The organism is Spirochaetota bacterium, from assembly GCA_004297825.1.
Taxonomy (GTDB): Bacteria; Spirochaetota; UBA4802; order UBA4802; family UBA5368; genus FW300-bin19.
In genome coordinates this window covers 38,690-61,421 of record SCSX01000074.1, presented here as the reverse complement: position 1 = coordinate 61,421, position 22,732 = coordinate 38,690, and the positions used below count along the sequence as shown (strand labels likewise).

Here is a 22,732-nt window from a genome sequence, read left to right as displayed (position 1 = left end):
GAACGCTAGAGACAGCCGCGCAGCGTCTCCGCGACCCTTCTCGCATCCTCACGCAGGAGGCGTGAATACACCGGGAGGCTTATCTCGGCGCGGAACATTTCGTAGCAGCGCGGATAATCGTCCATCCGGTAGCCAAGGCGGGTGTACGCGGGATGCATGACGACGGGGATAAAGTGCACGTTGCACGCGATGCCTTGCGCAGCCATGCGCTCTATGACGGCGTCCCTGCGCTGTTCATCCGCACCCTTTACGATGACGGGGTAAAGATGACACGAGCTTTCAATTTCGCCCTTGTTCGCCAGGGGAAGGGAAAGCCGCGTATCTTCCCCGAGAAGTGACCTATACAGCGTGAAAATCTCCCGCCGCGCCGGCAGTATCTCGCGCTCGTAGCGTTCAAGCTGCGCCAGTCCCATGGCGGCCTGGATATCCGTCATGTTGCATTTATACCCCGGAAGTTCGATCGAGTAGCGCCAGCCTCCCGCCCGCTGCTTTGCCAGCGCGTCCTTGCTCTGCCCGTGGAGCGAGAACAGCTTGAGCTGCCGGGACATTTCAGGGACATGGGGTCCGATACCGCCCCCGAACGTAACCGCGCCCCCTTCCGCCGTAGTCAAATTTTTCACCGCATGAAACGAAAACACCGAAAAATCCGCGAGACTGCCCGACATGCCCCCCCCGCAGCGCGCGCCGATAGAGTGCGCCGCGTCGGCGATCACCGCGGGCCTGTCGAACAGGCATTGCAGTGAATTCTTCCGCGGGCGGTACTTTTTTCTTCTGGAATCCAGCGCCAGGGCTATGGACCGGTAATCCGCCGGCCAGCCCCCGAAATCGACGGGAATGACGGCCTTTGTTCTTTTCGTGACCGCCGCGGCGACCGCATCCGGATCGATAAGAAAGCTTCCCCGGCCGACATCCACGAACACGGGACGCGCACCCACGTGGAGGATCACGTTCGCCGTTGCTGCATAGGTACAGGGGGTTGTGATTACCTCGTCCCCCGGACCTATGTCGAGAAGACGCAGGACGAGCTCCAGCCCCGCGGTCGCCGAGCTCAGGCACACCGCCCCGGGCGTGCCGCAATACTCGGCGATCTTCTTTTCGAACTCCATGACGCGGGGTCCCGTGGTGATCCAGCCGCTGCGCATTACCTCCGCGACCGCGTCGATTTCGGCCTGGGTGATGTCGGGGGGGGAGAAGGGTATCGGTTTCAGCTCAGGCACCGGTGTACTCCGGTACAAATCGTTTCAGGAGCCGGCGGATCTCGCCCGGGTCGCCCCTTTCCGCCGCGTTGGCAAATTCCCGCACCATTTCGCTCAGGTCGCGCGAACCAAGAGGCTGCTCGTCCTGGGTGGAAACGAGAAGCTTGTCATACGTGGTCTTCGCGAGGTCCTCCTTGTCGGAGAGCACCTCTTCGTACATCTTTTCACCGGGACGAAGCCCCGTGAATACGATGGGTATCTCGTCCTCGTCGAATCCATGAAGGCGTATCATCTCGCGCGCAAGATCGGCGATCTTGACCGGTTTCCCCATCTCGAGCACGAAGACGCTCCCCCCGGAAAGTGAAGCCGCTTTGATCACAAGCCGGGCCGCCTCGCGTATGGACATGAAAAACCGCGTCATCTCGGGATGGGTCACCGTGAGGGGCCCTCCCCGCTCGATCTGCGACCGAAAGATGTGAACCACGCTCCCGCGGGAACCAAGGACATTGCCAAAGCGCGTGAGCGCGAAGGAGGTGCCCGACTGCGCGGCATTGAGTGAAATCACGATCCGCTCCGCCAGGCGCTTGGTGGCGCCCATGACCGAGGTGGGATTGACCGCCTTGTCCGTGGATACGAAGATGAACCGGCGCACCCCCGTTTCGATCGCCGAGAGCGCGCAGGCGAACGTGCCCAGGATGTTGTTCTTCACCGCCTCGTCGGGGTACTCCTCCATTAGGGGAAGATGCTTGTGCGCCGCGGCATGGAAGACCAAACCGGGCCTGAATCGCTCCATTTCACGCCGCACCTTCACCTGGTCCCGTATGTCGCCGATCACGTAGCGGAAACGCGGGTCGACCCCCGCGCGCGTAATGAGGCCGTGGATCGAGTTTTCACCGTGTCCAAACGCGATCGCCTCGCGCACCGGGAGGTCCAGGAGCTGCGCGAATATCTCCGACCCGATAGACCCCCCCGCCCCGGTGACGAACACCGAGCTGTCCCTGTAATAGCCCGATAATTTTTCCAGCTCGAAACCCACCTCTTCGCGGCCCAGCAGGTCGGCCGGCTCGATACTGCGCACCTGGCTGAAGCTTACCCTGCCCTCGATGATCTCGAAAAGCCCGGGAACGATCTTGATTCCTACTTGGGCGCCGCCCAATGAGTTGACGATACGATTGATCGTTTCCCTGCTCCCGGAGGGAATGGCTATGATCACTTCCGCTATCTCGCGCTCCCGGATAACCGCGGGCGCATCGGCGATCCTGCCGATAACGGGGTGCCCGAGCAGGCTTTTCTTCGCCGGATCGTCGTCCAGGAAGCCCGCGAGCGCATAGCGCCCGGAAATGCGTTCGTTATCGAGGATCTCCTTGGCGACCATTTCGCCCGCTTCGCCCGCCCCGATGATGAGAAGTCGCTTCATTATGCCGCACCGAAAATATTATTTGAATTTATAAGGCCGCCCTAGTACTATAATCGAACATTTGGGGCTCGCACATGTGCTAAAAAGATGCACGGCAGAGAAAAGAATCGCGGCCTTTCAGATACCCGGCGCCCGCGCGGATGAATTGCATTCAGCAAATCTATGGGAGATTCTTCATTACCAAAAATGGCAGCTGCGAACGGGTTTTTTATTGACAATTCTGGTATTTCGTTTTTACTAAAAAATATAAAGAGAGGTCTTCAATGGAAAAGCTCAGCGCGCAGGAATTAAAGTTGTTACAGTCGAAGAACCCGGAACAATACATAGAAAACTCCATCAAGTCGAAGCTCCCCTCGGGCCGCAAGGCGTACATGGCCAGGCTCTGGATGGACAAAACCGGGTACTCGGTCGAGGACATCCAGCGGGCCCGCAACCGGAACCCGTACTGGAAGGAAAAGAAGATGAACGGAAGCCCGGAGCGGAACTACCAGCGCAGGATAGACCACGATTACTCGCGCGGGCGCACCGGGGCGGCGGTATGGGACGAGGAAACCATCAAGGAATTCATAGCGCTGAATAAAAAAGACAAAGCGGGGCGCTACATCAGGAAGGACTTCGAGCTGGCGAAGCATTTCAAGTCCACCATCGCGGCCATCCAGCATTACCGGCGCAAGCACAATATGACCATCCGCATCCTGGACGCGAGCCGCGAAACGCCGTCGGTCAAAAAGGTCTACGATTATATCTGCATGAGCGAACAGATACTCCGCACCATGCTCAAGCAGAAAGGCGGGAAAAAGCGCTAAAGAGCATGGCACCGCGCGCAGGCGCGGCCTACAGCGTTATCTTCAACAGGTAGGGCTGGTATTCCAGGGGATGGATAAAGATCGCGAATATCTGCGCCCCTGCGGCATAGACCTCTTTCCCTGAATAATAGTATCCCGCGAGCTCCGGGCCCGTTACGGTGAGCCGCGGCGGCTCGTAGACCACCTCCTTGCGCGCCTTTTCGGCGCCCGCGAAGTCGGCGAACCTGACAAGAACGATCCTGCCCGTCCACAGCTGGCAGTAAACCATTACGTATTCCCCCGCGGATTCGTTCCAGGAGAGCGAGCACTCGCCCATCACGTCTCCCAGCAGCGGCACGCCCTCACGCACTGCACCGGTCCAGGCGCCCCCCCTGCCCAGGAACTCGTAGGCCCCTGGATTTCCGATATTTTCGGGACGGACCCGCGCGATCTTCACGGGGCTCGACAGGTCCGGCGCCGTATAGTGCCCAGCGGTATAAAGGTAGCCGTCCTTTTCGAGAACGCTCACCCCGAACGCCGGGTAATCGCCCGGGAACAGGTCCGGGAGGCGTACGAAGGAAATGGGGTCGCCGATACGCCATTGTTCCGGCACGACCCAGCACGCCAGCCCCACCGCGCGCATCGAGAAGTCGAACGGCTTCCCGCTGGATCCTACCCTGATCGCCAGGTAATACACGTAAACCTTGTCACCCATGCGAACACCATCGACCGCCCAGAGCCGGTCGGTTTCCGGGCGCTCGTGCGGCAGCAGCTTTATAAACTGGGCCACCTCCCCGCGATCGGTGTAGAAGGTGAACGGGAGCGCGGCGATCGTCTCGGGGGTGGGCGCGGGGGTGAAGGCGAGCGAGTTCGATATCATGGAACGGACGTTTGCGCGCTCGGAAAAGGTCGCCGCGGAGGATACCGAGCCCTTCCAGTCGCCTAAAAGCGTATCGCCAAAGGTCCACATGGTGATGTAATTATTGAAGGGGATGGACGTTACCCCGTCCTGACCCAGAACGAGCGCGCGGCGCGACTCGCCGAAAGGTCCCATCATCTCGGCGCGGGGGCCGCAGGCGGGGACGAGCCAGATGCAGAGCCCGAGGAGCGCGGGTACGATGAAGCCCTTCTTCATAGAGGTATTATTATCGGTCACGGTTTCGCCTGTCAACCGGCTTTAGCGGCGCCGATCCGCTGAAGGCTGCCGGAACCGGTCTTTTTGCGCATCGGCCCCCAAAAAAAACCATAGCCTTAAAAAATTTGCTTGGTTTGGGAGCCGTGCGGCCTTACACTTAATCGGGCGATATCAAGGGAGGGATATATGGACATCAAATCTATCACCGGGACGGATCTATTGCATACGGGCGCCGTCGAGAATTCAACGCAGTACAGCAGGGACAAGATCAGCAGGGAAGAGAAATACGTACAGCGTGACGTGATAAAGGAAGCCGTCGCCGAATCTCTCAAGAAGGGCCAGAACGTAGACAAGACCGCCTGACCCCGCGTGGATTCCCTAACTCCACCAGCGCTTGCGGACGTCTTTTGGACAGGAGAGCACACTCCCCTCGAAAATCACGCGGTGCTGCATGTCATGACCGTGGATACAGAGGGCGCAATCGGCCCTGGATTCCACGAAAAATCCGCACTGCCTGCAATCGTTTATCTTCATGGCCCGGAATTCTCTCCCTGAATTTCATGCTTCGTTACGCTACAATATCGGACGTTTCCACTGTTTGGTTAATACCGGGGCCCTGCCGGGGCCTCCCACCGCGGGGGTGTCATGGATCTCGAAAATGCGCTGAAAGTTCTCATGGAGAGCAGCAGGTTCTTCAAGACGTTCAATGACGCCGAAACGCGTGAGCTCCTCAGGTGCTGCACCAGCCGGGCGTTTAAGGGCGGGGAGACGATCTTCAAGGAGGATTCGGGCGGCACCGAGATGTACATTATCGTGAACGGCTCCGTCGTGGTAAAGAAAGAAGGGAAAACCATTGATATCATCAGGTCGGGCGAGTGTTTCGGGGAGATGGGCGCGCTTTCCGGGGAAAAGCGCTCGGCAAGCGCCGAGGCGAGCGGCGACGTGATCCTGCTTGCCGTGAGCGAATCGAAGCTGGGAACCCTGGACCCCGCGATCCAGGCAAAGCTATTCAAAAATATCCTGCTTATTCTATCCGAAAGGCTGCGCGAGCGCATTGAGGAGAACGTGCGGATGGGCAGCCAGTCGCAGGACGAAAAGCCCGCTCACACCCCCGGATCGTAGGGAATGGGGTTGCGTATTCCGCCTGCCGGTCCCCTGCGCCGCCGTTCCAGGAATCCACTCACGCCTATAAGCGCCGCCAGTATGAGCACGGCCCCCGCCAGTATCCTGCACGTAAGCGGGTCCGCAAAGAACGTCACGCCGATTATCCCCGCGAACAGTATACGGCTCCCCGAGACGATCGCACCGGTCGCGGCCTCGATGTAACGGTATCCCACGGTGAGAAACATCTGCCCGGTTACCGCCACGGCTCCGGAGAGTATCGCGTACACGAGCGCCATCCCTTCCGGCATGATGAACGAGGGGAGCATGATCAGGAAGGTGATCACCATCCCCGGCACCATGAGGTAGAACAGTATGATATCACTGTCGTCGTACTTGCGCGCCTCGCGCAGGTAACAGATGCCGAACCCGGCAACGAACCCGGACGCGAGCGCGAACACGTCCCCGGTATTGATCCCCTGGAAATCCGGCACCACCACCAGGTACACCCCCGCAAGGGCCGCGCCGATCCAGAGCAGGTTTTTCATCCGGCTCTTCTCGCCGTTGATGAACGGCGAAAAAAAGAACACGAACACGGGATAGGTGAGGTTCAGCATGTTCGCGTTCGTCACGGTTCCGTACTGGAACCCGGTATAAAAAAGCAAGACTGCTACTGTGTTTGTTACACCCCTCAATAATACGAGCCGGGTATTATTCGGACGGAATGAAGCATTTTTATAATACATATATCCGGACACGGTTACAAACCCAATAAGGTAACGAAAAAATGCCAGTTCTGTTCCTGAGACAGGCGATAAGTTTGTCGCGGACTTTCCAAATACCGAGGATAGAGTGAGACAAAGCTCGGCGATGAGAAGAAGTATCGTTCCCCGGTAGGCTTCCATGAAGGGAAGAGATGGGTCTGATAGATTTTAAGGCAAGAGAAAAATGCGGGCTGGACAAAAAGAGCCATGATGCGCGTTCAGGAAGGGCGCGCGCGGTCAGGCGGGAGCGCCAGTTTAATTCACGATCCGGTTTTCTCGACCAGGGGCGCGTGCTCTACCCTGTTCTTGCCCTTGTGCTTTGCCTCATAGAGCGCTTTGTCGGCTTGCTCGGTAAGCTCCTTGCTGGTGGACGAGGTGGACGGGTAACACGCAACCCCAAGGCTTACGGACAGGCGCAAGTCGGGTCCCTCGATGTCTTTCAGAAAGTCGAGCTTTTCGACGGCCTTCCGGACCTCCTCGTTCACCGCCATCGCGGTCGGGAGGTCGGTGTCGGGGAGGAGGATCGTGAACTCGTCGCCGCCGTAGCGCGCCACGATATCGGTTTCGCGGAACGCCTGCCTGAAGACCTTTGCGACCTCCACAATGTAGCGGTCCCCCACTTCGTGGCTGTAACCTTCGTTTACCTCGCGGAAGGAGTCCATATCGGCCATAACCAGGGAAAGCGCCTTGTTGTCCCGGCGGGCAGCGTTGAACCTGTTCTCGAGCTCGCTCTCGAGGTAGCGGCGGTTGAATACGCCCGTGAGCTTATCGGTCACCGCGCGCAGCGACGCGTCCTCGCCCCATTTGACCATCTGCATGATGAACTGGCCGCTCGCGTTGAGGCGGTCCGTGGTCTTGTTCAGCATGTTCTTCATCACGTTGATCGCGGTATGGGGGGACGATTTCATGAGGCTGAAAAAATTGTCCTTGTGCAGGCGCAAAATCTCGCAGTCCTCGGCGGCGAGACAGGTCGCGGAGCGCGGGGCGTTCTCGAAGATCGCCATCTCGCCGAAAAACTCCCCGGCCTTAAGCACCGCGATCTCCTTTTCGCTCCCGTCCTGGACCCGGATGCGCACCGAGGTGCTTCCTTCCTTAATGATGAAAAGCTCGTTGCCGTCTTCCTTTTCCCGGAAGATGACGTTCCCGTTCTGGTAGCGGACAAGGTCCAGGTATTGCGCGAACTGGTGGAGCTCGGACATCTTGAGGCTCGAGAGTATCCCCACCGTCCGCAGGAAATTGTTGAGCTCGTCCTCGCCGGCGCTGGCGACGCGCACTCCGTTTCCCCCCGCCTCGCGCTGCTCGAACACCTTGGTGAAGGCCTTCTCGATCAGGTCGAGTATGCTCTTCTCGTGCTCAGGGTAGGCGGCGACACCGATGCTGAAGCTCTGGAAGAGGCTGTCGCGCTTCATCGCGAGGCCGATATCGTACCGGTTCATCTCTTCAAGGTATCTGGCGGCCAGGGCGGCGGCCTCGTCTATGGGCGTTGACGGGAACACGACGATGAACTCGTTGCCGCGATACCGTACGGCGAAATCCTGCTCGCGCAGCAGGCTCTGCAGCTTCGAGGAGATAGCCTGGAGCGCGCTGTCGCCCGCCTCGTGGCCAAAGGTATCGTTGATGAGCTTGAAATTGTCGGGCTTGATGACAAGCAGGCTGAAGGCGGCCCCCAGGAACGAGAAGTTCTTCGCGAGCTCGTCCTCCAGGTACGTGCGGTTGTACACCCCGGTGAGCTTGTCGAAGAACATCTGCTTCTTGAGCTCCTCCATCCACCCGGTCTTTTCGCTTATGAGCTTGTGCGTGAGGCGCTGCCGCCCGGCGTTCACGGAGATGAGCCGGTGGTAGACCTTCGCGAAGATGTGCGCGTACTCGTCGAACAGGTGGTCCAGGTCCTCGCCGTCGCGCGGGAACGCGAGAAGGGTGCTCTCCTCCGCCGCCAGGGCGAAGGCGGTGCGGGTGTCCTCTTCGAAAAACTCGAACTCGCCGAATATCTCACCGGCGATAAACCGGGCTATGGCCTGGCCCGTGCCGCGGTCATTCTCGCGCGAGGTCGTGTCGAAGCTGCTGGTGATGGCGACCTCGCCCCTTGAGATTATAAACAGGTTCCGGCTTTTGCTCCCTTTTTCAAAAACCAGTTCGCCCTTTCGGTAGACATAGAAACCGGCGCGGCCTGCAAGTATCTCGAGGTCCGCCTCCGGCAAGCCCGAGAAGATCGCCGTTTTCTTAAAGATGTCGATTATTTTAGTATGGTCCTGTTCCATCAAAGCTGGCATGATGCGTTCTTCCGTATAGTGTGACTTTTCCTTCCAAGTTCATGGTGTACGACGTAAGGCTTATTTTTCAACTCTAATATGCCGGGTTCCCGATTATTTCGGCCATTGCGATTATCGATTCCCTCCCGGCGATGCACTATTATCCAAGAAGTTGAAAACAGGAATTGATTCCATCATGCGGAAATAAGGGAGGGTACCCGTGAAATATGAAGCTCATGCGGGAATATCGATATAATGACGCACGCCCGGAGACCATACGCCCGGGCATGCGTCGCGACGCTATGCGGTGTGCCCCTTCCTGAGTTCCTCGGCGCGCAGCTCCTTCCGGAGGATCTTGCCCACCGTGCTCTTGGGGAGCTCCTTCCTGAACTCGACGTGCGTGGGGAGCTTGTACGTGGCCAGCTTCGTCGCGCAGTAGTCGACGATCTCTTTCTCCGTGGCCGATTCCCCCTCCTTGAGCACGACGAAGGCCTTGATCTGCTCTCCCCGCGAGGGATGCGGCACGCCGATCGAGCAGGCCTCCATCACCTTGGGATGGGCGAAGAGGACTTCGTCGATATCCCGCGGGTACACATTATAGCCGCCCGAGAGTATCATATCCTTCTTGCGGTCAACGATATAAAAATACCCCTCGTCGTCCATTGTCGCGATATCGCCGGTAAAGAGCCATCCGTTCCGGATTGTGTTCTTCGTCTCTTCCGGCTTCTTCCAGTAGCCCTGCATAACCTGCGGTCCGCGAATGATAAGCTCACCGGGCTCGCCCGCGGGAACCTCCTTCTCGCCGGTATCGAGGTCCACGATGCGGCACTCGGTGTCCGGGTACGGCAGGCCTATGCTGCCCGTTTTCTGTATTCCATCGAACGGGTTCGCGTGGGTCACGGGCGAGGCTTCCGTCATGCCGAATCCCTCTGAAATTTTCGCCCCGGAACGGTTTGCGAACTCGTTGAAGACCTCCACCGGGAGCGGCGCGCTGCCGGACACGATCCTCTTCACGAACGACAGATCGAGCGCGTCGAATTCCGGGTGCTGGAGCAGCCCGATAAACATGGTGGGTACCATCGCGACTATCTCCGGCCTGTACTTTTTTAAAATATCGTAGATGACCTCAGGCGTGGGACGCCCGGACAGGCAGCAGGTAAATCCGTAATACACCGTGAGGTTCATCACGGTGGAGAGCCCGTACACGTGGAAGAACGGCAGGAACCCGGTTATCTTGCACACCGCGCCGCGTTCGATAGAGGTATCCCATGCGTCGATCTGCTGTATCTGTTTCGAGAGGTTCGCGTGCGTAAGCACGGCCGCCTTCGACACGCCCGTGGTGCCGCCGGTGTACTGGAGCATGGCGATGTCGTCCATCGAGATCGGAACGGTCGGCGGCGTCGGTGAATATTTCTTCATGATATCCGTCCACCGGTACAAGTTTTCCGCCTCCTTCGGGTCGGCCGCGAAGACCTTCGAGGGATCGGCGTCGGGGGGCAGATAATCCTTCAGGGAAACATATACGATCTGCCTGATCCCGGTCTTCGGTCGCAGGTCGATCATGCCGTTCGCGAAGAGATCGAGCGTCACGAGCACCTTCGACTCGGAATCGTTGAACTGGTACTCGAGCTCGCCCGCGGAATAGAGCGGGTTGTTCATGACCGCGCGCGCCCCGATTTTCAGGATGCCATAATAGGCCGCCACCGTCTGGATGAGATTGGGCAGGTGGAGCGCGACGCTGTCGCCCTTCTTCACGCCGAAATCCGCGAGGCACGCGGCGAAGCGGTACGCCGCGTCCCTGAGCGCGCCGAACGTCATCGCGTATCCCTGGGAGATGAACGCGTCCCTGTCGGTGAAGTTTTTGGCCGCGTAATCGAGAAAATCCACCAGGGTCTCGTCCCGGTAGTTGACAGCGGCCGGAACGCCCTTGTCATAATGAGCCAGCCAGGGTTTTTCGGAATACAGTGCTCTCTTGGTCATCGTTTTCCTCCTGTTTATTTCATGGAACCAACTGTGCATAGTGTAAAATCCAGGCGCGGCAGCGTCATGCCGCCGATCCCCGGAAGGGAGCGTGCCGTGCATCGCCCCCTTCCGGCATTTTCGGGCGCCGATTCGCCTCCTACCTGTTGCGACCCATCTTCTCGTGGCTCGACACCCAGTCTCCCGCCAGTACCGCTGAAAGCAACGAGAGCTCGCCGCAGAGCACCGTCGCGGCAACGATCTCCGCGAACTTGTTTACCTTTCCGGCGCCGTAGCACCCCAGCATCTCCAGGCACTCCCGCTGGGTGGCCAGCCCCGTCCCGCCCCCGTACGTCCCGACGATGAGGGAGGGTATGGTTATCGAAAAGTAATAACTGCTGTCGCCCGGCGCCTGGTCGGAGTACACGAGCGCCGCCGAGGATTCCGCGACGTTTGCCGCGTCCTGCCCGGTCGCGATGAACACGGCCGTGATCCCGTTCGCGGAGTGCATGCCGTTGTTGTTCGAGCCCGCGAGGATGGCGCCGGTGTTGGTGATGTTGCGCTGCCGGAGAAGCTCGCCCGCCGGGAATTTCGCAAGCCCGGAGATGAGGTCCGCGCGCAGGTTTATCTCGGCGATGACGCGCTTCCCGCGCGTGTTCAGGGTGTTGATGAACGATGTCTTCTTGTCGGTGTCGATATTGCCCGAAAGATTGTAATGCCGGACGGCCGGGTACGAAGCCCTGATCCATTCGCATGCCGCGAATGTCGCCTTCCCCACCATGTTCTGTCCCGCGGCGTCGCCCGTGGTGAAGTTGAACCTCACGAAGAAGAGCTTGCCCACAGCGTAGCGCTCCAGTCCCTTCAGCTTCCCGACGGAGGTGGTCTTCTCCGCCTCGCGCTTGATCGCCTCATAGTTCTCATCCAGCCACGCGTTGAACTTCTTCGCTTCACGCGCGTCGTCGAACATGAATACCGGTGCCCTGTTCATGGCGTCATCGACGATCGTGGTCCGTACCCCGCCGCAGGCGTGTGCCAGCTTCATCCCGCGGTTGTAGCTCGCCACGAGGGTCCCCTCTGTGGTGGCCATGGGCACGTAGAACTCGCCCTGCGCGTATTCGCCGTCCACGAGGAGAGGCCCCGCGAGGCCCAGGGGAACCTGGGCCGTTCCCAGGAAGCTCTCGACATTGCCGCGGAGCGTCCCCGGGTCGATCGAGTACTTGTCCACGTGCTTGAACGCCGCGCCGGTCTTTTCCTTCACGAATTCCTGGCGCGCGCGTATGATGGGCGCCGCGTAATCGTCATCTTTAGATCGTGGTATATGGTCGTTCATTAATCTTTTCCTCCAAAAAATAATTACTCGCCAACCCTTTCATTTCTTATCCTGCGCGTATTCGTACCAGCCCCTGCCCGTCTTCTCGCCGTGATCGCCCTGAAGGTAGCGCTTCACCACGCCGGGAGAGGGAAGCTCGGCCCTGTCCCCTGTATTCTTGAATGCCTCCATACGGATAAAGTACTCGAGGTCGATTCCGGTGAGGTCCATGAGCCTGAACGGTCCCATGGGATACCCGGCGCCGTGCACGCACGCCTTGTCGATGTCTTCGGGCGAGGCGATGCCCATGTCATTGAGCCACAGGGCTTCTTTCAGGAGGGCGCCCAGCATCCGGTTGAGGAGAAAGCCGTCCACTTCCTTTTCGAGAAGCACCGGAATCTTCCCGAGCTTTTTGCACAGCTCGAACGAGACATCCACCGTGTCCGGCGCGCAGTGCGGCCCGCGCACCACCTCCACGAGTTTCATCACGAGCGCGGGATTGAAAAAATGCAGGTTGCATACCTTCGAGGGACGCCCCGTCGCGTCCGCGATACGCGAGCTCACTATGCGCGAGCTGTTCGTCGCGAGAATGGCGTGGGCCGGCGCATGCGTGTCGATATCGGCGAAGATTTTTCTTTTAATGGCGAGCGTCTCCACCGCGGCCTCGATCACGTAGTCGGCGTCCTTAACGGCCTGGGGCAATTCCCGGGTGAACCGGGCGTTTCCGCGCGCCTTCGCGGCCTGTGACTCCGTGAGCTTGCCCTTCTGCACCCGTCCGGCAAGGTACGTGTCGAAAAACGATTCCGCCTTCGCGAGCGCATCGGCGCTCGTGTCGGTGCACGTCGTCCTGAAACCGTTCAGGGCGCACAGTGTGGCGATCTGGTGCCCCATGTTCCCGGCGCCAATCACCGCGATGCTTTTGATGTCCTTGATGTCCATTGCGTCTTCCCTACCCCGTAGTAAATTTTCCGGCAGGTTTGGCTATCGGCCCCCCGCCCCTATTCCTTTCCGTCCATGTCCCCGTCCTCGACGATGCCCGCGAGACGCTTCGAGAGTTTCTGCTTTTCCTTCATGTTGACAAGCCGCGCGATCATGATGCGCTGCGCCTGCGGCGAGCCCGCGCCGTGCATAGACTCCGTGAGATACCCGACGGCGGCGCTCCCCATCGTGATGTTTTCCAGAAGCCTGAGGATCCGGATGCGGTGCTCGGTGGGAACGCCCGGCGCCGCCTGGAAATATTTTTTCACCCAGCGGCCCACCTCGGGCGATTCGAGGTCGTCCTCCGAGGGACAGGTGACCATGAGGCCGCCGGCGATATCCTGCGCGAGGCGCGCGATCTCGTAGGGGAAGCGCGTTATGTTCTGCTTGTGGACGTTCGCGAGGAGCGTGTTCACGTAGTACGTGCCCGACGGCTCGCAGTGCCCCTCCGAAGCGCACGCGATGCAGCCGCAGTAGAGCGTCTCATTCAATTGGTTCATCTCGATGATCTTGTCTTTCACGTGCGACGCCTTGTGCGCGCCGTTGTACTCGGCCGCTGTCTGGGTCGCGCCTATGAGCACGTCGCCCACGCCCACCTTGCAGGCGTAGCTCTGGCGATGGTACGACGCGAACTGCTCGACGAGCTGGCCGGAGAAATCGTGCTCCCTGTACATGAACACGCGCTCCCAGGGCACGAACACGTCGTCGAACACGATGAGCGCCTCGTGCCCGCCGAACCCGGCGTTCCCGCGGTCGATCTTCCCGGCTTCGAGCTTGCGCGTGTCGCAGGACTGGCGCCCCATGATGTAGGTGATGCCCTTCGTGTCGCTGGGCACGGCGAAGGCGATCGCGTAGTCGCGGTCCTCCTCGCGCATCGCAATCGTGGGCATCACGATCACCTCGTGCGAGTTCACAGCCCCGGTCTGGTGCGCCTTCGCGCCCTTGACGACGATCCCGTCCTTCCGCTCCTCGACCACGCGGAGAAAGAGGTCCGGGTCCGCCTGCTTGTGCGGCGGCAGGGAGCGGTCGCCCTTGGGGTCGGTCATCGCGCCGTCGCAGACGAGGTCCTCGTCCTGGACGTAGCGCAGGAAATCCAGGAAGCGCGTGTTGTAGTTCGTGCCGTATTTCGCGTCGATATCGAAGGTGGTCATGGAGAGCGCGTTCATCGCGTCCATGCCCACGCAACGCTGGAAGCAGCAGCCGGTCTGCGCGCCCATGAGCCTTCCCATCTTGCTCTTCCTGACCAGGTCATCCACGCTCCGGTGTATGTGCGTGAAACGGTTAATCTTCTTCCCGGTGAGGTGCGAGGTCGCGGTCATGATGTCCTCGTACTTCGGGTTGCGCGCGAGCGCGTAGGTGAGCGCCACGGCGTTGAGCGACGGCCGTATAATGGGATCGTCCACCACGTTCTCAACCCTCTTCCCGAACATGTACACGACCAGGTCCAGTTTTCTCAGGCTCTCGATATACTCCTGCGGTGTCTTCATCGCGTTTTTTCCCCCGCGTGGTAATTTTTTACAAAATCGCTTCCCCTCTCGACTCCCCGCAGATACGCGAGGCGAAGGACGCGCATGTCCCGCGTCGCTCGGCCCGGTCCCTCTCCCGGCAAAGGCGCGATCTCGTCGATAATGATGCCCACCGGCGGATCGTTTATGAACCGGACCGATGCGTTGTAATTCTCCGCGCGCTCTTCCAGCGCCTTCGCGAAGCGGGGGTGCTTCCTGAACGCCATCGAGCCCAATTTTTCCATGCGACCGGCGGCCATGCGGTAATCCGATGCGCGGGTCCGTATCACGGTGATCCTCCCCGCCCCGCGACGGTACGCCTCCCGTACCGGTATCGAATCGGCAACACCGCCGTCGGCCGCGCGCTCCGTGTCCGCGAATAGGTTTCCCCGGTACAGGAGCGGGAGGGCGCTCGAAACCTTGAGCGCGTGCTCCAGCGTGGTTTCGTCCGGCCGCAGGTACAGGGCCTCACCGCGATCCATCGATGTGACCGCGACGAGGAACTCCTTTTCCCGCGCGTGCAGCGTTCCGAAAAGCCTTTTAAGATCGAGCCGGTACTCCAGAATGGTCACGTCCCAGAGCCAGTCCAGGTCCATTAGATGCCCGCCGCGCACGAACCTCAAGAGATTTATGAAGCGCTTTGTTGAGGAATAGCGCTCGATGATGTCGAAGTTCCTGTCGTTCTGCCCCGCGAGGTGCGAGGCAAGGTTGCACGCCCCGGCCGACACGCCGATATACAGGTCGAAGGGATCGAAGCCCGCCTTCCCGAACGCGTTCAGGACGCCCGCGGCGAACACCCCGCGCATCCCGCCGCCCTCGACGACGAGCGCCCATTTCCCCGCGCGTTTCTTCATGCCGTCACTCCGGCGCCCCCGTGAAGATGTCCGCGAACGATTCCGCGACGGCGCTCTCCCCCGAGGTCACCGCGTCCATGAGCCCGAAGTATTTATGGAGCTCGGTCTCCAGGAAGAAGCGTGCCGAGAGCACCTTCCCGTAATAATACGCGGCCTCGGCGTTATCGGCGGCGAACGCCGCGAGCTTTTCGCCTTCAAGGCCTCCCGACAGCTCCCTGAGCCTGGGCGCGCACAGTGAAAGGGACCATAGGTGCATCCACGCGTGGCTGAGCATCCTGACCGCCTGCAGCATGGGCGTGGCCGCGGCGAGGACCGCCGCCATGTTTCCCGCATCGCGGTACCCGGCGAGCACGCCTATCGCCGCGTCCAGGCGCTCCAGCGCCTTTTCGACCGACCCCGCGTATCGGCCCCCTTCCGTATCCTTCGCCCGCGCGATCGTTTCGGCGACACGCTTCCGGAAAACGGAATAGTTATACATGCCGGGGTCCATGAGGAGCTTGCGCATCGTGAGGTCCAGGGACTGGATGCCGTTTGTCCCCTCGTAGATCGAAAGGATCTTCGAATCGCGCGCGAGCTGCTCCACCGGGTAATCGGTGCAATAGCCGTAGCCGCCGTAGACCTGGATCGCCTCCGCGGTCACGAGCCACGCGAGATCGGTGTTCCCCGCCTTGCACACGGGGATCAGGAAATCCAGGAGCGCCCTCGCCTCGCGCGCCCTCTCGCCCGTCTCCGCGTGCGCGACGTCGGAAGAATACGCGGTGAGCAGCGTGAGCGCCCGCATCGCCTCGACGTGCGATTTCATCCAGAGCAGCATGCGCCGCACATCGGGATGACACACGATGGGGGCCGATACGCCTCCCTTCCGGAGGGGGTCCGCACCCTGCACCCTGGTGCGCGCGTAACCCACCGCGTGCATGTACGCCGCACTCGAGACCGCGAGACCCTGGAGCGCGACGTCCAGGCGCGCTTCGTTCATCATCTGGAACATGATCTTCATGCCCTGGCGCTCCCCGCCCATCAGGTAGCCCGTACAGGCGCCGTTATCGCCAAACGAGAGCGTGCACGTCGCCGATCCCTTGATCCCCATCTTGTGCTCTATCCCCGAACACGCCACGTCGTTGCGCGCGCCGATAGACCCGTCCTCGTTCGCGAAAAACTTGGGAACCAGAAATATGGAAATACCCTTCGTCCCGACCGGATCGCCCTCTATCCGCGCCAGCACCGGGTGGACGATGTTTTCATACAGGTCGTTCTCGCCGGAAGAGATGAATATCTTCTGTCCCGTTATGCGATAGCTTCCGTCCGCCATCCGTACCGCCTTCGTCTTGAGCGCCCCCACGTCGCTGCCCGCGTCGGGCTCGGTGAGGCACATGGTCCCGCCCCAGCGCCCGGACACCATCTTTTCGAGGTAGAGCTTCTTCATGTTTTCGGGCGCGAAATTTTTCACGAGATTCGCCGCCCCCACCGAGAGCGACACGTACATCGTGAAGGAAATGCTCGCGCCGAAAAAGTATTCCATGACCGCGCGGCTTATCGCCTCGGGCATGCCCATGCCGCCCCATTCGGGATCGGCGGCGAGCCCGGTGAACCCGGACTCGTTGAAATACTTCATCGCGTCATGGAAGGATTCCGGCACGGACACCTGTTTCGTCGCCGCGTCGTAGCGCGCCCCGTTTTTATCCGCGAGCGCGTTCGCGGGGTATACCCGTTCCACGGCGATCAATTCGGCCAGGTCGAGCGTCGCCTCGAAGGCGTCCCTGTCCAGGCATGCATATTTTTCATACGCCGCGAGTCCCTCTGCGCCCAGCATCTCGAACAATACGAAGCGCGTGTCCCTTGAATCCACCAGTACATTGCGTGCCATGTCGCTCTCTCCACGGTTAATTTATTTCCAGCACCGCGGCGGTGCCCATTCCCTCGCCACGATCACCACGTCGTTCAATGCCGCACCCCTACCTGCCCGTGAAATTCGGTTTTCGTTTTTCGATGAACGCCTTCATGCCTTCCTTCTGGTCCTGTGTGGAAAAAAGCCCGGCCCACACCTTTTCTTCGTGCGCGATCCCGGCGCGCAGGTCCAGCGCGCTCCCGTAATTGACGACCCCCTTGGCGTACCTGAGCGCGACCGGCGATCGCTCGATCAGTTTTTTCGCGATACGAACCGCCTCCTCGACCGGGTCCCCGTCCGCCACGCGATTGCAGAGACCGTACGCAAGCGCCGTCTGGGCGTCGATAAATTCCCCCAGGAAGATCATTTCCTTCGCCCGCCCGGCCCCGACCAGCCGTGGAAGGCGCTGCGTACCGCCCGCCCCCGGAAAAATCCCCAGCTTGATCTCCGGCAGCCCCAATTTCGCGTCCCGGCCGCAGATACGCATGTCGCACGCCATCGCCAACTCCAGTCCCCCGCCCAGCGCGTACCCCGCGATCGCCGCTATGACCGGAAGGGGGAAATCCTCTATTGCATTGAATACCGCGTTGAAGGTCATATCGCCGGCCTCGATCGGGGACTGGTCAACCATCCCGGTGATGTCGGCGCCCGCCGCGAAATTGCCGGCGCTTCCCGAGATTATGACCACGCGCGCCTCCGCCGATTTCCTGACAAGATCGAGCGCCTCGCGCAGCTCCCCGACGAGTGCGAGGTTGAGCGCGTTCAGCACCTTGGGGCGGTTCAGCATGAAATGCGCAAGTCCGTTTTCGATCGTAAGCGTGCTTAATTGGAAATTCAAATTTCGGTCCTCCCGCTGGATTCGGTTCATCCGGCCTTACCGGGGACATATTAATGAATGACCATTAACCATTACAATCAAAAAAAATATCTCGCATAAATATTAATCCGGCTCATTTAAGCGCATGGAACCGCGAATTGACGCGAATGAACGCGAATCATTAAATTGCAGATATTAGCGTTTATTCGCGTGCATTTGCGGTTACTCCTTCTTCCTTACAAATTTCCATTTGATTTGGCACCAAGGCCGTTCAGGGCGAACGCGCATATGAAATCGATGATTTCATCGACGGTATGTTTACCCTGCGGGTTGAACCATATCCTCGATCGCGCGATCATGGAGGCGATGCTGTATACTGCCATCTTCGCGTCCGTCTTCCTGAATACCCCCGTCCTTATTCCCCTTTCGATTATCTTGACCGATATGCGGTCGTACTCGTCGCGCAGCGTGATGATCTTTTTCCTGTTCGCGGGCGAAAGATTTTTCAGACCGGCATCGAATAAAAGCTTGGAGTTCATTTTTTCGCCCAGGGTGAGCTTGAGGTGGTTTTCGATCACCAGCCGCATGGCCTGTGGGGGGGGTATGGTCTCGTCGTCTTCCAGGCTCCGGATGGGGCCCAGGATTTCCATCATTTCATCGTAAAGAATCTCGAAAAGGATGGATTCCTTGTTCTCGAAAAAATTGTAGATGTTGGCGGGCCGGAAACCGCATTCACCCGCGATGTCCTTCATGCTGGTCTCGGCGTAGCCCTTTTCCCAGAAAAGACTGCTCGATTTCGAGATGATAAGCGCCTTCTGGGTCTTGTTCACCCTGTTCTCAGTCATCAAAGATTCTCGCCGCCCCGTATAAGCGCACCCGGAAGGCCGGTTGTATCGGAAATGGAACCTGACCGCATTCCTTTTCCGACGGCACCGTCATCGCTTGTATATTCTGGTTAATAAACGACCGTTATCCTTATTGAAAAACAATGTCAAGCGTATTCCCGCGTCATAACGGACAATGCACCGGCAGTGTGCGTAACAATATTCGTTCAGCACATTTACCTTCCCGCGGGAGTGGGATTGATCCGTGTATTATTCTTTCAGTAGTATCACTTTAATCGAACTTTTCACATCCATGCTTTTCCTGAAATTTACGAGGCGCAGCCGCATCGAAGCAGTGACCTCCTGCCCTTTTGCGACCAGAAGGAGCCCGTTCTCGTCAATGATGTCCTCTGCAATAATCATGCTCGTCGACAGCTCGTCGATGCCGACCTCGCGTACGGCATAGCCTGTTTCCACGGTAATGAGCTTTTCAAGCGCGGTAACTGCGCCGGGATCGTACCATGCTCCCTTTTTATGAATCTCCACAAGGGCAAGCCCGCTGTCCAATCCGGCCATGACCAGAATATCGTGATCGAGCGCTACTTTTAGAATTCTCGATTCAAGCGGGATGTCGTTCCCCTTGGGACCCTCTCCCCCCGACCCATCGTACCGCTGCTCCTGGTTCGCGATGATCTGCGCGATTTTCTCGAGGCGGGGAATATTGGCGATGAGCGAGGCCCCCGCCTTAGCGTAACCCTGGTACATCTTCGATTCCGTTTCATTGAGCGACTTTCCGGTAAAAACCTTGGCGAGTATCTCATCGGGGATCGTCACGCATCCGAGCTGGGAGAGCATCGCGGCGATCTCGAGCTGCCACGTATTATCGAGACCCAGGTGGCCCGCGAGTTGTTTCACAATGCGTCGCACACGGGCGGCATGGCTGAAAGCCCGGGGATTCACGAGCGAAAGGATATCGGTGAGCACCTTGATGCCGCCGCTGAGCGTCCTTTCCAGGATGTCCTTTTCGGCCATGACAAGGCGGTATTGCTCGATTCCTGCGGTGAGTACGAGCGCGAGCGTTTCCGGGGGGCAGGGCTTCGTAAGAAGCCTGAAGATATTTCCCTGGTTCACCGCATCGATCGCCGTTTGAAGATCAGCGTACCCTGTGAGCATTATGCGCACGCTGCGGGGGGCGATCCCCCTGGCAAGGGCGAGAAATTGAATGCCGTCCATTTCCGGCATACGGAAATCGGATACGATAACCGCAAACGGTCCCAGTTTCTTTATGGCCTCGATCGCCGCCTTCCCGCCGAGCGCGGTTTCGATGTTGATTTCCTTCCGCAGCGAGCGCTGGTAGGATGAAAGCAGATTAGCGTCGTCGTCCACGAACAGCACCTTCTCTTCCATAGCAAATCCTTCACGATTTTATTAGATTGGACGGTTGGTCCGTCCCATTTTTTCGCGTCTCACTCGATATCGCCATCCCCTTCAATCGATACCGGAAATTCTCTCATTAAAGTCATGGAAGATCACCCTTCCCTCAGGATATCGGCATCCGGATGACGAACGTGGTGCCTTTCCCCTTTTCCGAGTCAAAGGTGAGCGTGCCGCCGTGTTTTTTTACCACCACCGCGTACGCGATGGAGAGACCCTGGCCGGTTCCCTTGCCTACTTCCTTCGTAGTGAAAAATGGATCGAATACCTTAGAGCGGATGGATTCCGGAATGCCAGCCCCGGTATCCGAAATCCTGATTTCCACTTCGCCGCCGGCGCGCCGGGTCGTAATGCGAATGGTCCCCTTTCCCGCACCCCCGTTCCCGGCTTTTTCCTCGATCGCATGTGCCGCGTTTATTATTATGTTCAACAACACCTGGTTAAACTCGCCCGCGATCAGCGGCACCGCGGGCAGGCCGGGCTCCAGGTCGGTTTCAAGATCGGCAATATATTTCCATTCGTTCCGTGAGATCGTGACGGTGCTTTCGATCGACCGGTTGATATCGGTCATGGTCTTCTCCGTCGTGCCCGGGTGAGAAAACTCTTTCATCGATTTGATGATCGAGACGACCCGCTCGATCCCATCGATCGATTCCTGCACCGCTTTGGGAATCTCCGCGGATACGTACGCGCGGTCGATATGCGCGATGCTCGCTCGGGCCGAATCGGCATCCCCCGCGCACCCCGGCATCCCGGAGAGCGTTTTTTCCATTTGATCGTACGCGCCGAAAATCTTCATGAGGTCCCCGAAGGAGTCCCGCAGAAAGGAGAGATTATCGCGGATATACTGGAGCGGCGAATTGATCTCGTGCGCGATGCCCGCGGCAAGCTGCCCTATGGATTCCATTTTTTGCGCGTGCGCGAGCTGCGACTCCATGATCCTTCTATCCGTGATATCGGCGCCGAAAATTATGAACCCCCTCAACAAATCATTCGCGTCCTTGATGGGGCTGATGGTCACCCCGAGAATCCTCGCGTTACCCGCCCTGTCCTTGAACGTAAGATCTTTGAGTCTCACCGAGCGTTCCTGGAGTATGCAATCCGAGATGCCCTCATATACCCTGCCCCAGTCCCAATCGATCTGAATCTCGCCGAACTTCCACCCGATTACCGCCGCCTTTGGCAGGTCGAATGCCGCCGCGGCGGCCGGATTCCAGTGGGTTACGACATCCTTGAGTGAAACCCCGATGAGAATCGAGGTGATGGCGTTAAGGATATGCGCGATCTCCGCATGAGTCGTTTTGACTTGCCCCATCGCGTACTCGCGTTCCGTGATGTCATGGCTGATTCGCATCGCCATCGGCCGGCCATGATAATCGATTATCCTGGTGTTTACCTCCATGGGGATTCTACGGCCGTCCTTCGCGATATGGATCGATTCGAATTTACTACGGCCTTCCTCGCCGAGTTCCTTGAGCTGAAGTTCTACAAGTCCCGCCGACTCCGGGGCTGTAAGCGCGGAGATCGACGACCCGAGCAATTCGTCCTTTTCGTAGCCGAGCTGCTTGTACGCGGCCGCGTTTACCTCGACAATTTTCCCACCCAGATCGTGAATATATACGGGATCGATAATATTGTCGAAGAATGTCTGAAACTTCGACAGGCTCTGCTGAAGAGCGGACTCGAGGGCTTTTCTCTCGGTGATATCGCGAAGGGAACCCTGGATGAACGCGGGATTACCGTGTGCGTCCCTGAGAAGCGTAGAAGTAACCAGGCAGGAGAGGATGGACCCGTCCTTGCGGCGCAGCGAAATCTCGAAATCCTTCACGAATCCGTTTTGCAGAAGTATCTCCTGCAGTCGAATTCGATCCTCCTTGTTGACGTACACGTCGGCCGCGTTCATGGCGCTGAATTCTTCCCGGGAGTAACCGAACAATTCGAGCGTAGATTTGTTGAAATCGAGAAGGCTCCCGTCGATCCTCCGGATGTAGATCGCGTCCTTCGAATTTTCGAACAGGGTCCTGTATTTCGACTCGCTCTCGCTCAGCCTGATCTCCATCTGGTGCTTGACGAGGGCGAGCTCGATATTGGAAATTATTTCGGATCCCTGGAACGGCTTCATTACATAACCGTACGATATCACCTTGTTCAATCGTGCGAGCGTCGCGTCATCCGAGTACGCGGTCACGAAAACCACGGGAATCCCGAATCTCTCGTTGATAAGGGCGGTCGTCTCGACCCCGTCAAGGTCGCCCTCGAGATGCAGGTCCATGAGGACCACGTCGGGGCGTTCCCCGGCGATAAGCTCAAGCGCGCGCCGCCCGCTGGGCACCGGTCCCGCGGTTTCATACCCGCGGTTCTGGAGGATGGAAGCGATGCTGTTTCCGATTATCAGCTCGTCATCGACTATAAGCACCCTTGTTTTCTGCATGTCCTCTTCCATGGATTGACGGACCCGCTTTTGCCGGGTTTATCCCCTGCAATGCGCGAGTCAAAAAAAACGCCCGCATCATGTGCTAC

General features: G+C 58.9%; 17 protein-coding genes. 2 read left to right on the top strand and 15 right to left on the bottom strand.

All coding sequences use genetic code 11. From position 1 onward, the window contains the following. Positions 1 to 5: 5 nt before the first annotated feature. On the bottom strand, positions 6 to 1,208 hold the full coding sequence (locus EPN93_16290; GenBank protein ID TAL32386.1) for a DegT/DnrJ/EryC1/StrS family aminotransferase: 1,203 nt from the start codon (positions 1,206 to 1,208) through the stop codon (positions 6 to 8). A 1-nt stretch (position 1,209) separates the two neighbouring features. Next, positions 1,210 to 2,613, bottom strand: a complete 1,404-nt coding sequence (locus EPN93_16285; protein TAL32374.1) for a polysaccharide biosynthesis protein — start codon at positions 2,611 to 2,613, stop codon at positions 1,210 to 1,212. Between the two features lie 263 nt (positions 2,614 to 2,876). Between EPN93_16285 and EPN93_16280 the strand changes: the two genes are divergently transcribed. Then, on the top strand, positions 2,877 to 3,419 hold the full coding sequence (locus EPN93_16280; GenBank protein ID TAL32373.1) for a hypothetical protein: 543 nt from the start codon (positions 2,877 to 2,879) through the stop codon (positions 3,417 to 3,419). Positions 3,420 to 3,447: 28 nt separating this feature from the next. Here EPN93_16280 and EPN93_16275 read toward each other — a convergent pair whose 3' ends face one another. Further along, positions 3,448 to 4,533 carry a DUF4185 domain-containing protein gene (locus EPN93_16275; protein ID TAL32372.1) on the bottom strand — a complete coding sequence of 362 codons (1,086 nt, stop codon included), beginning with the start codon at positions 4,531 to 4,533 and terminating at the stop codon, positions 3,448 to 3,450. A gap of 645 nt (positions 4,534 to 5,178) precedes the next feature. Between EPN93_16275 and EPN93_16270 the strand changes: the two genes are divergently transcribed. Continuing rightward, entirely contained in the window at positions 5,179 to 5,655 is a 477-nt protein-coding gene (locus tag EPN93_16270; protein TAL32371.1) for a cyclic nucleotide-binding domain-containing protein, read from the top strand. Here EPN93_16270 and EPN93_16265 read toward each other — a convergent pair. The 12 genes from EPN93_16265 to EPN93_16210 form a co-directional block, all read right to left on the bottom strand. Then, positions 5,637 to 6,539 (bottom strand): DMT family transporter, encoded by a 903-nt coding sequence (locus tag EPN93_16265; protein ID TAL32370.1) that lies wholly within the window; start codon positions 6,537 to 6,539, stop codon positions 5,637 to 5,639. The genes EPN93_16270 and EPN93_16265 overlap by 19 nt on opposite strands. A gap of 119 nt (positions 6,540 to 6,658) precedes the next feature. After that, positions 6,659 to 8,668, bottom strand: coding sequence for a diguanylate cyclase (locus EPN93_16260; protein TAL32369.1), 2,010 nt, complete (start codon positions 8,666 to 8,668; stop codon positions 6,659 to 6,661). 279 nt (positions 8,669 to 8,947) lie between these two features. Next, complete coding sequence (locus EPN93_16255; GenBank protein ID TAL32368.1) at positions 8,948 to 10,627, bottom strand: long-chain fatty acid--CoA ligase; 1,680 nt, start codon at positions 10,625 to 10,627, stop codon at positions 8,948 to 8,950. Between the two features lie 139 nt (positions 10,628 to 10,766). After that, positions 10,767 to 11,936 carry a hydroxymethylglutaryl-CoA reductase gene (locus tag EPN93_16250; protein TAL32367.1) on the bottom strand — a complete coding sequence of 390 codons (1,170 nt, stop codon included), beginning with the start codon at positions 11,934 to 11,936 and terminating at the stop codon, positions 10,767 to 10,769. 39 nt (positions 11,937 to 11,975) lie between these two features. Beyond that, positions 11,976 to 12,854, bottom strand: coding sequence for a 3-hydroxyacyl-CoA dehydrogenase family protein (locus EPN93_16245; protein ID TAL32366.1), 879 nt, complete (start codon positions 12,852 to 12,854; stop codon positions 11,976 to 11,978). Between the two features lie 59 nt (positions 12,855 to 12,913). Further along, on the bottom strand, positions 12,914 to 14,380 hold the full coding sequence (locus EPN93_16240; GenBank protein ID TAL32365.1) for a 4-hydroxybutyryl-CoA dehydratase: 1,467 nt from the start codon (positions 14,378 to 14,380) through the stop codon (positions 12,914 to 12,916). After that, positions 14,377 to 15,252, bottom strand: coding sequence for a patatin family protein (locus tag EPN93_16235; protein ID TAL32364.1), 876 nt, complete (start codon positions 15,250 to 15,252; stop codon positions 14,377 to 14,379). Before EPN93_16235 ends, EPN93_16240 begins: the two co-directional genes overlap by 4 nt. Before the next feature lie 4 nt (positions 15,253 to 15,256). Further along, positions 15,257 to 17,116, bottom strand: a complete 1,860-nt coding sequence (locus EPN93_16230) for an acyl-CoA dehydrogenase (protein ID TAL32363.1) — start codon at positions 17,114 to 17,116, stop codon at positions 15,257 to 15,259. Positions 17,117 to 17,204: 88 nt separating this feature from the next. Beyond that, the gene (locus EPN93_16225) at positions 17,205 to 18,005 is read right to left on the bottom strand and encodes an enoyl-CoA hydratase/isomerase family protein (GenBank protein TAL32362.1); all 801 of its coding nucleotides are present in this window, start codon (positions 18,003 to 18,005) and stop codon (positions 17,205 to 17,207) included. A gap of 185 nt (positions 18,006 to 18,190) precedes the next feature. Next, the gene (locus EPN93_16220) at positions 18,191 to 18,799 is read right to left on the bottom strand and encodes a TetR/AcrR family transcriptional regulator (protein TAL32361.1); all 609 of its coding nucleotides are present in this window, start codon (positions 18,797 to 18,799) and stop codon (positions 18,191 to 18,193) included. A gap of 249 nt (positions 18,800 to 19,048) precedes the next feature. Then, positions 19,049 to 20,185, bottom strand: coding sequence for a response regulator (locus EPN93_16215; GenBank protein ID TAL32360.1), 1,137 nt, complete (start codon positions 20,183 to 20,185; stop codon positions 19,049 to 19,051). 133 nt (positions 20,186 to 20,318) lie between these two features. Then, on the bottom strand, positions 20,319 to 22,655 hold the full coding sequence (locus tag EPN93_16210) for a PAS domain S-box protein (GenBank protein TAL32359.1): 2,337 nt from the start codon (positions 22,653 to 22,655) through the stop codon (positions 20,319 to 20,321). Positions 22,656 to 22,732 lie beyond the last annotated feature (77 nt).

What these genes read in the sequence shown, in the direction of transcription:
- EPN93_16285 (TAL32374.1), bottom strand. Translation starts at nt 2,613, where the DNA reads ATGAAGCGACTTCTCATCATCGGGGCGGGCGAAGCGGGCGAAATGGTC.
- EPN93_16280 (TAL32373.1), top strand. Translation starts at nt 2,877, where the DNA reads ATGGAAAAGCTCAGCGCGCAGGAATTAAAGTTGTTACAGTCGAAGAAC.
- EPN93_16275 (TAL32372.1), bottom strand. Translation starts at nt 4,533, where the DNA reads ATGAAGAAGGGCTTCATCGTACCCGCGCTCCTCGGGCTCTGCATCTGG.
- EPN93_16270 (TAL32371.1), top strand. Translation starts at nt 5,179, where the DNA reads ATGGATCTCGAAAATGCGCTGAAAGTTCTCATGGAGAGCAGCAGGTTC.
- EPN93_16265 (TAL32370.1), bottom strand. Translation starts at nt 6,539, where the DNA reads ATGGAAGCCTACCGGGGAACGATACTTCTTCTCATCGCCGAGCTTTGT.
- EPN93_16260 (TAL32369.1), bottom strand. Translation starts at nt 8,668, where the DNA reads ATGCCAGCTTTGATGGAACAGGACCATACTAAAATAATCGACATCTTT.
- EPN93_16255 (TAL32368.1), bottom strand. Translation starts at nt 10,627, where the DNA reads ATGACCAAGAGAGCACTGTATTCCGAAAAACCCTGGCTGGCTCATTAT.
- EPN93_16250 (TAL32367.1), bottom strand. Translation starts at nt 11,936, where the DNA reads ATGAACGACCATATACCACGATCTAAAGATGACGATTACGCGGCGCCC.
- EPN93_16245 (TAL32366.1), bottom strand. Translation starts at nt 12,854, where the DNA reads ATGGACATCAAGGACATCAAAAGCATCGCGGTGATTGGCGCCGGGAAC.
- EPN93_16240 (TAL32365.1), bottom strand. Translation starts at nt 14,380, where the DNA reads ATGAAGACACCGCAGGAGTATATCGAGAGCCTGAGAAAACTGGACCTG.
- EPN93_16235 (TAL32364.1), bottom strand. Translation starts at nt 15,252, where the DNA reads ATGAAGAAACGCGCGGGGAAATGGGCGCTCGTCGTCGAGGGCGGCGGG.
- EPN93_16230 (TAL32363.1), bottom strand. Translation starts at nt 17,116, where the DNA reads ATGGCACGCAATGTACTGGTGGATTCAAGGGACACGCGCTTCGTATTG.
- EPN93_16225 (TAL32362.1), bottom strand. Translation starts at nt 18,005, where the DNA reads ATGAACCGAATCCAGCGGGAGGACCGAAATTTGAATTTCCAATTAAGC.
- EPN93_16220 (TAL32361.1), bottom strand. Translation starts at nt 18,799, where the DNA reads ATGACTGAGAACAGGGTGAACAAGACCCAGAAGGCGCTTATCATCTCG.
- EPN93_16215 (TAL32360.1), bottom strand. Translation starts at nt 20,185, where the DNA reads ATGGAAGAGAAGGTGCTGTTCGTGGACGACGACGCTAATCTGCTTTCA.
- EPN93_16210 (TAL32359.1), bottom strand. Translation starts at nt 22,655, where the DNA reads ATGGAAGAGGACATGCAGAAAACAAGGGTGCTTATAGTCGATGACGAG.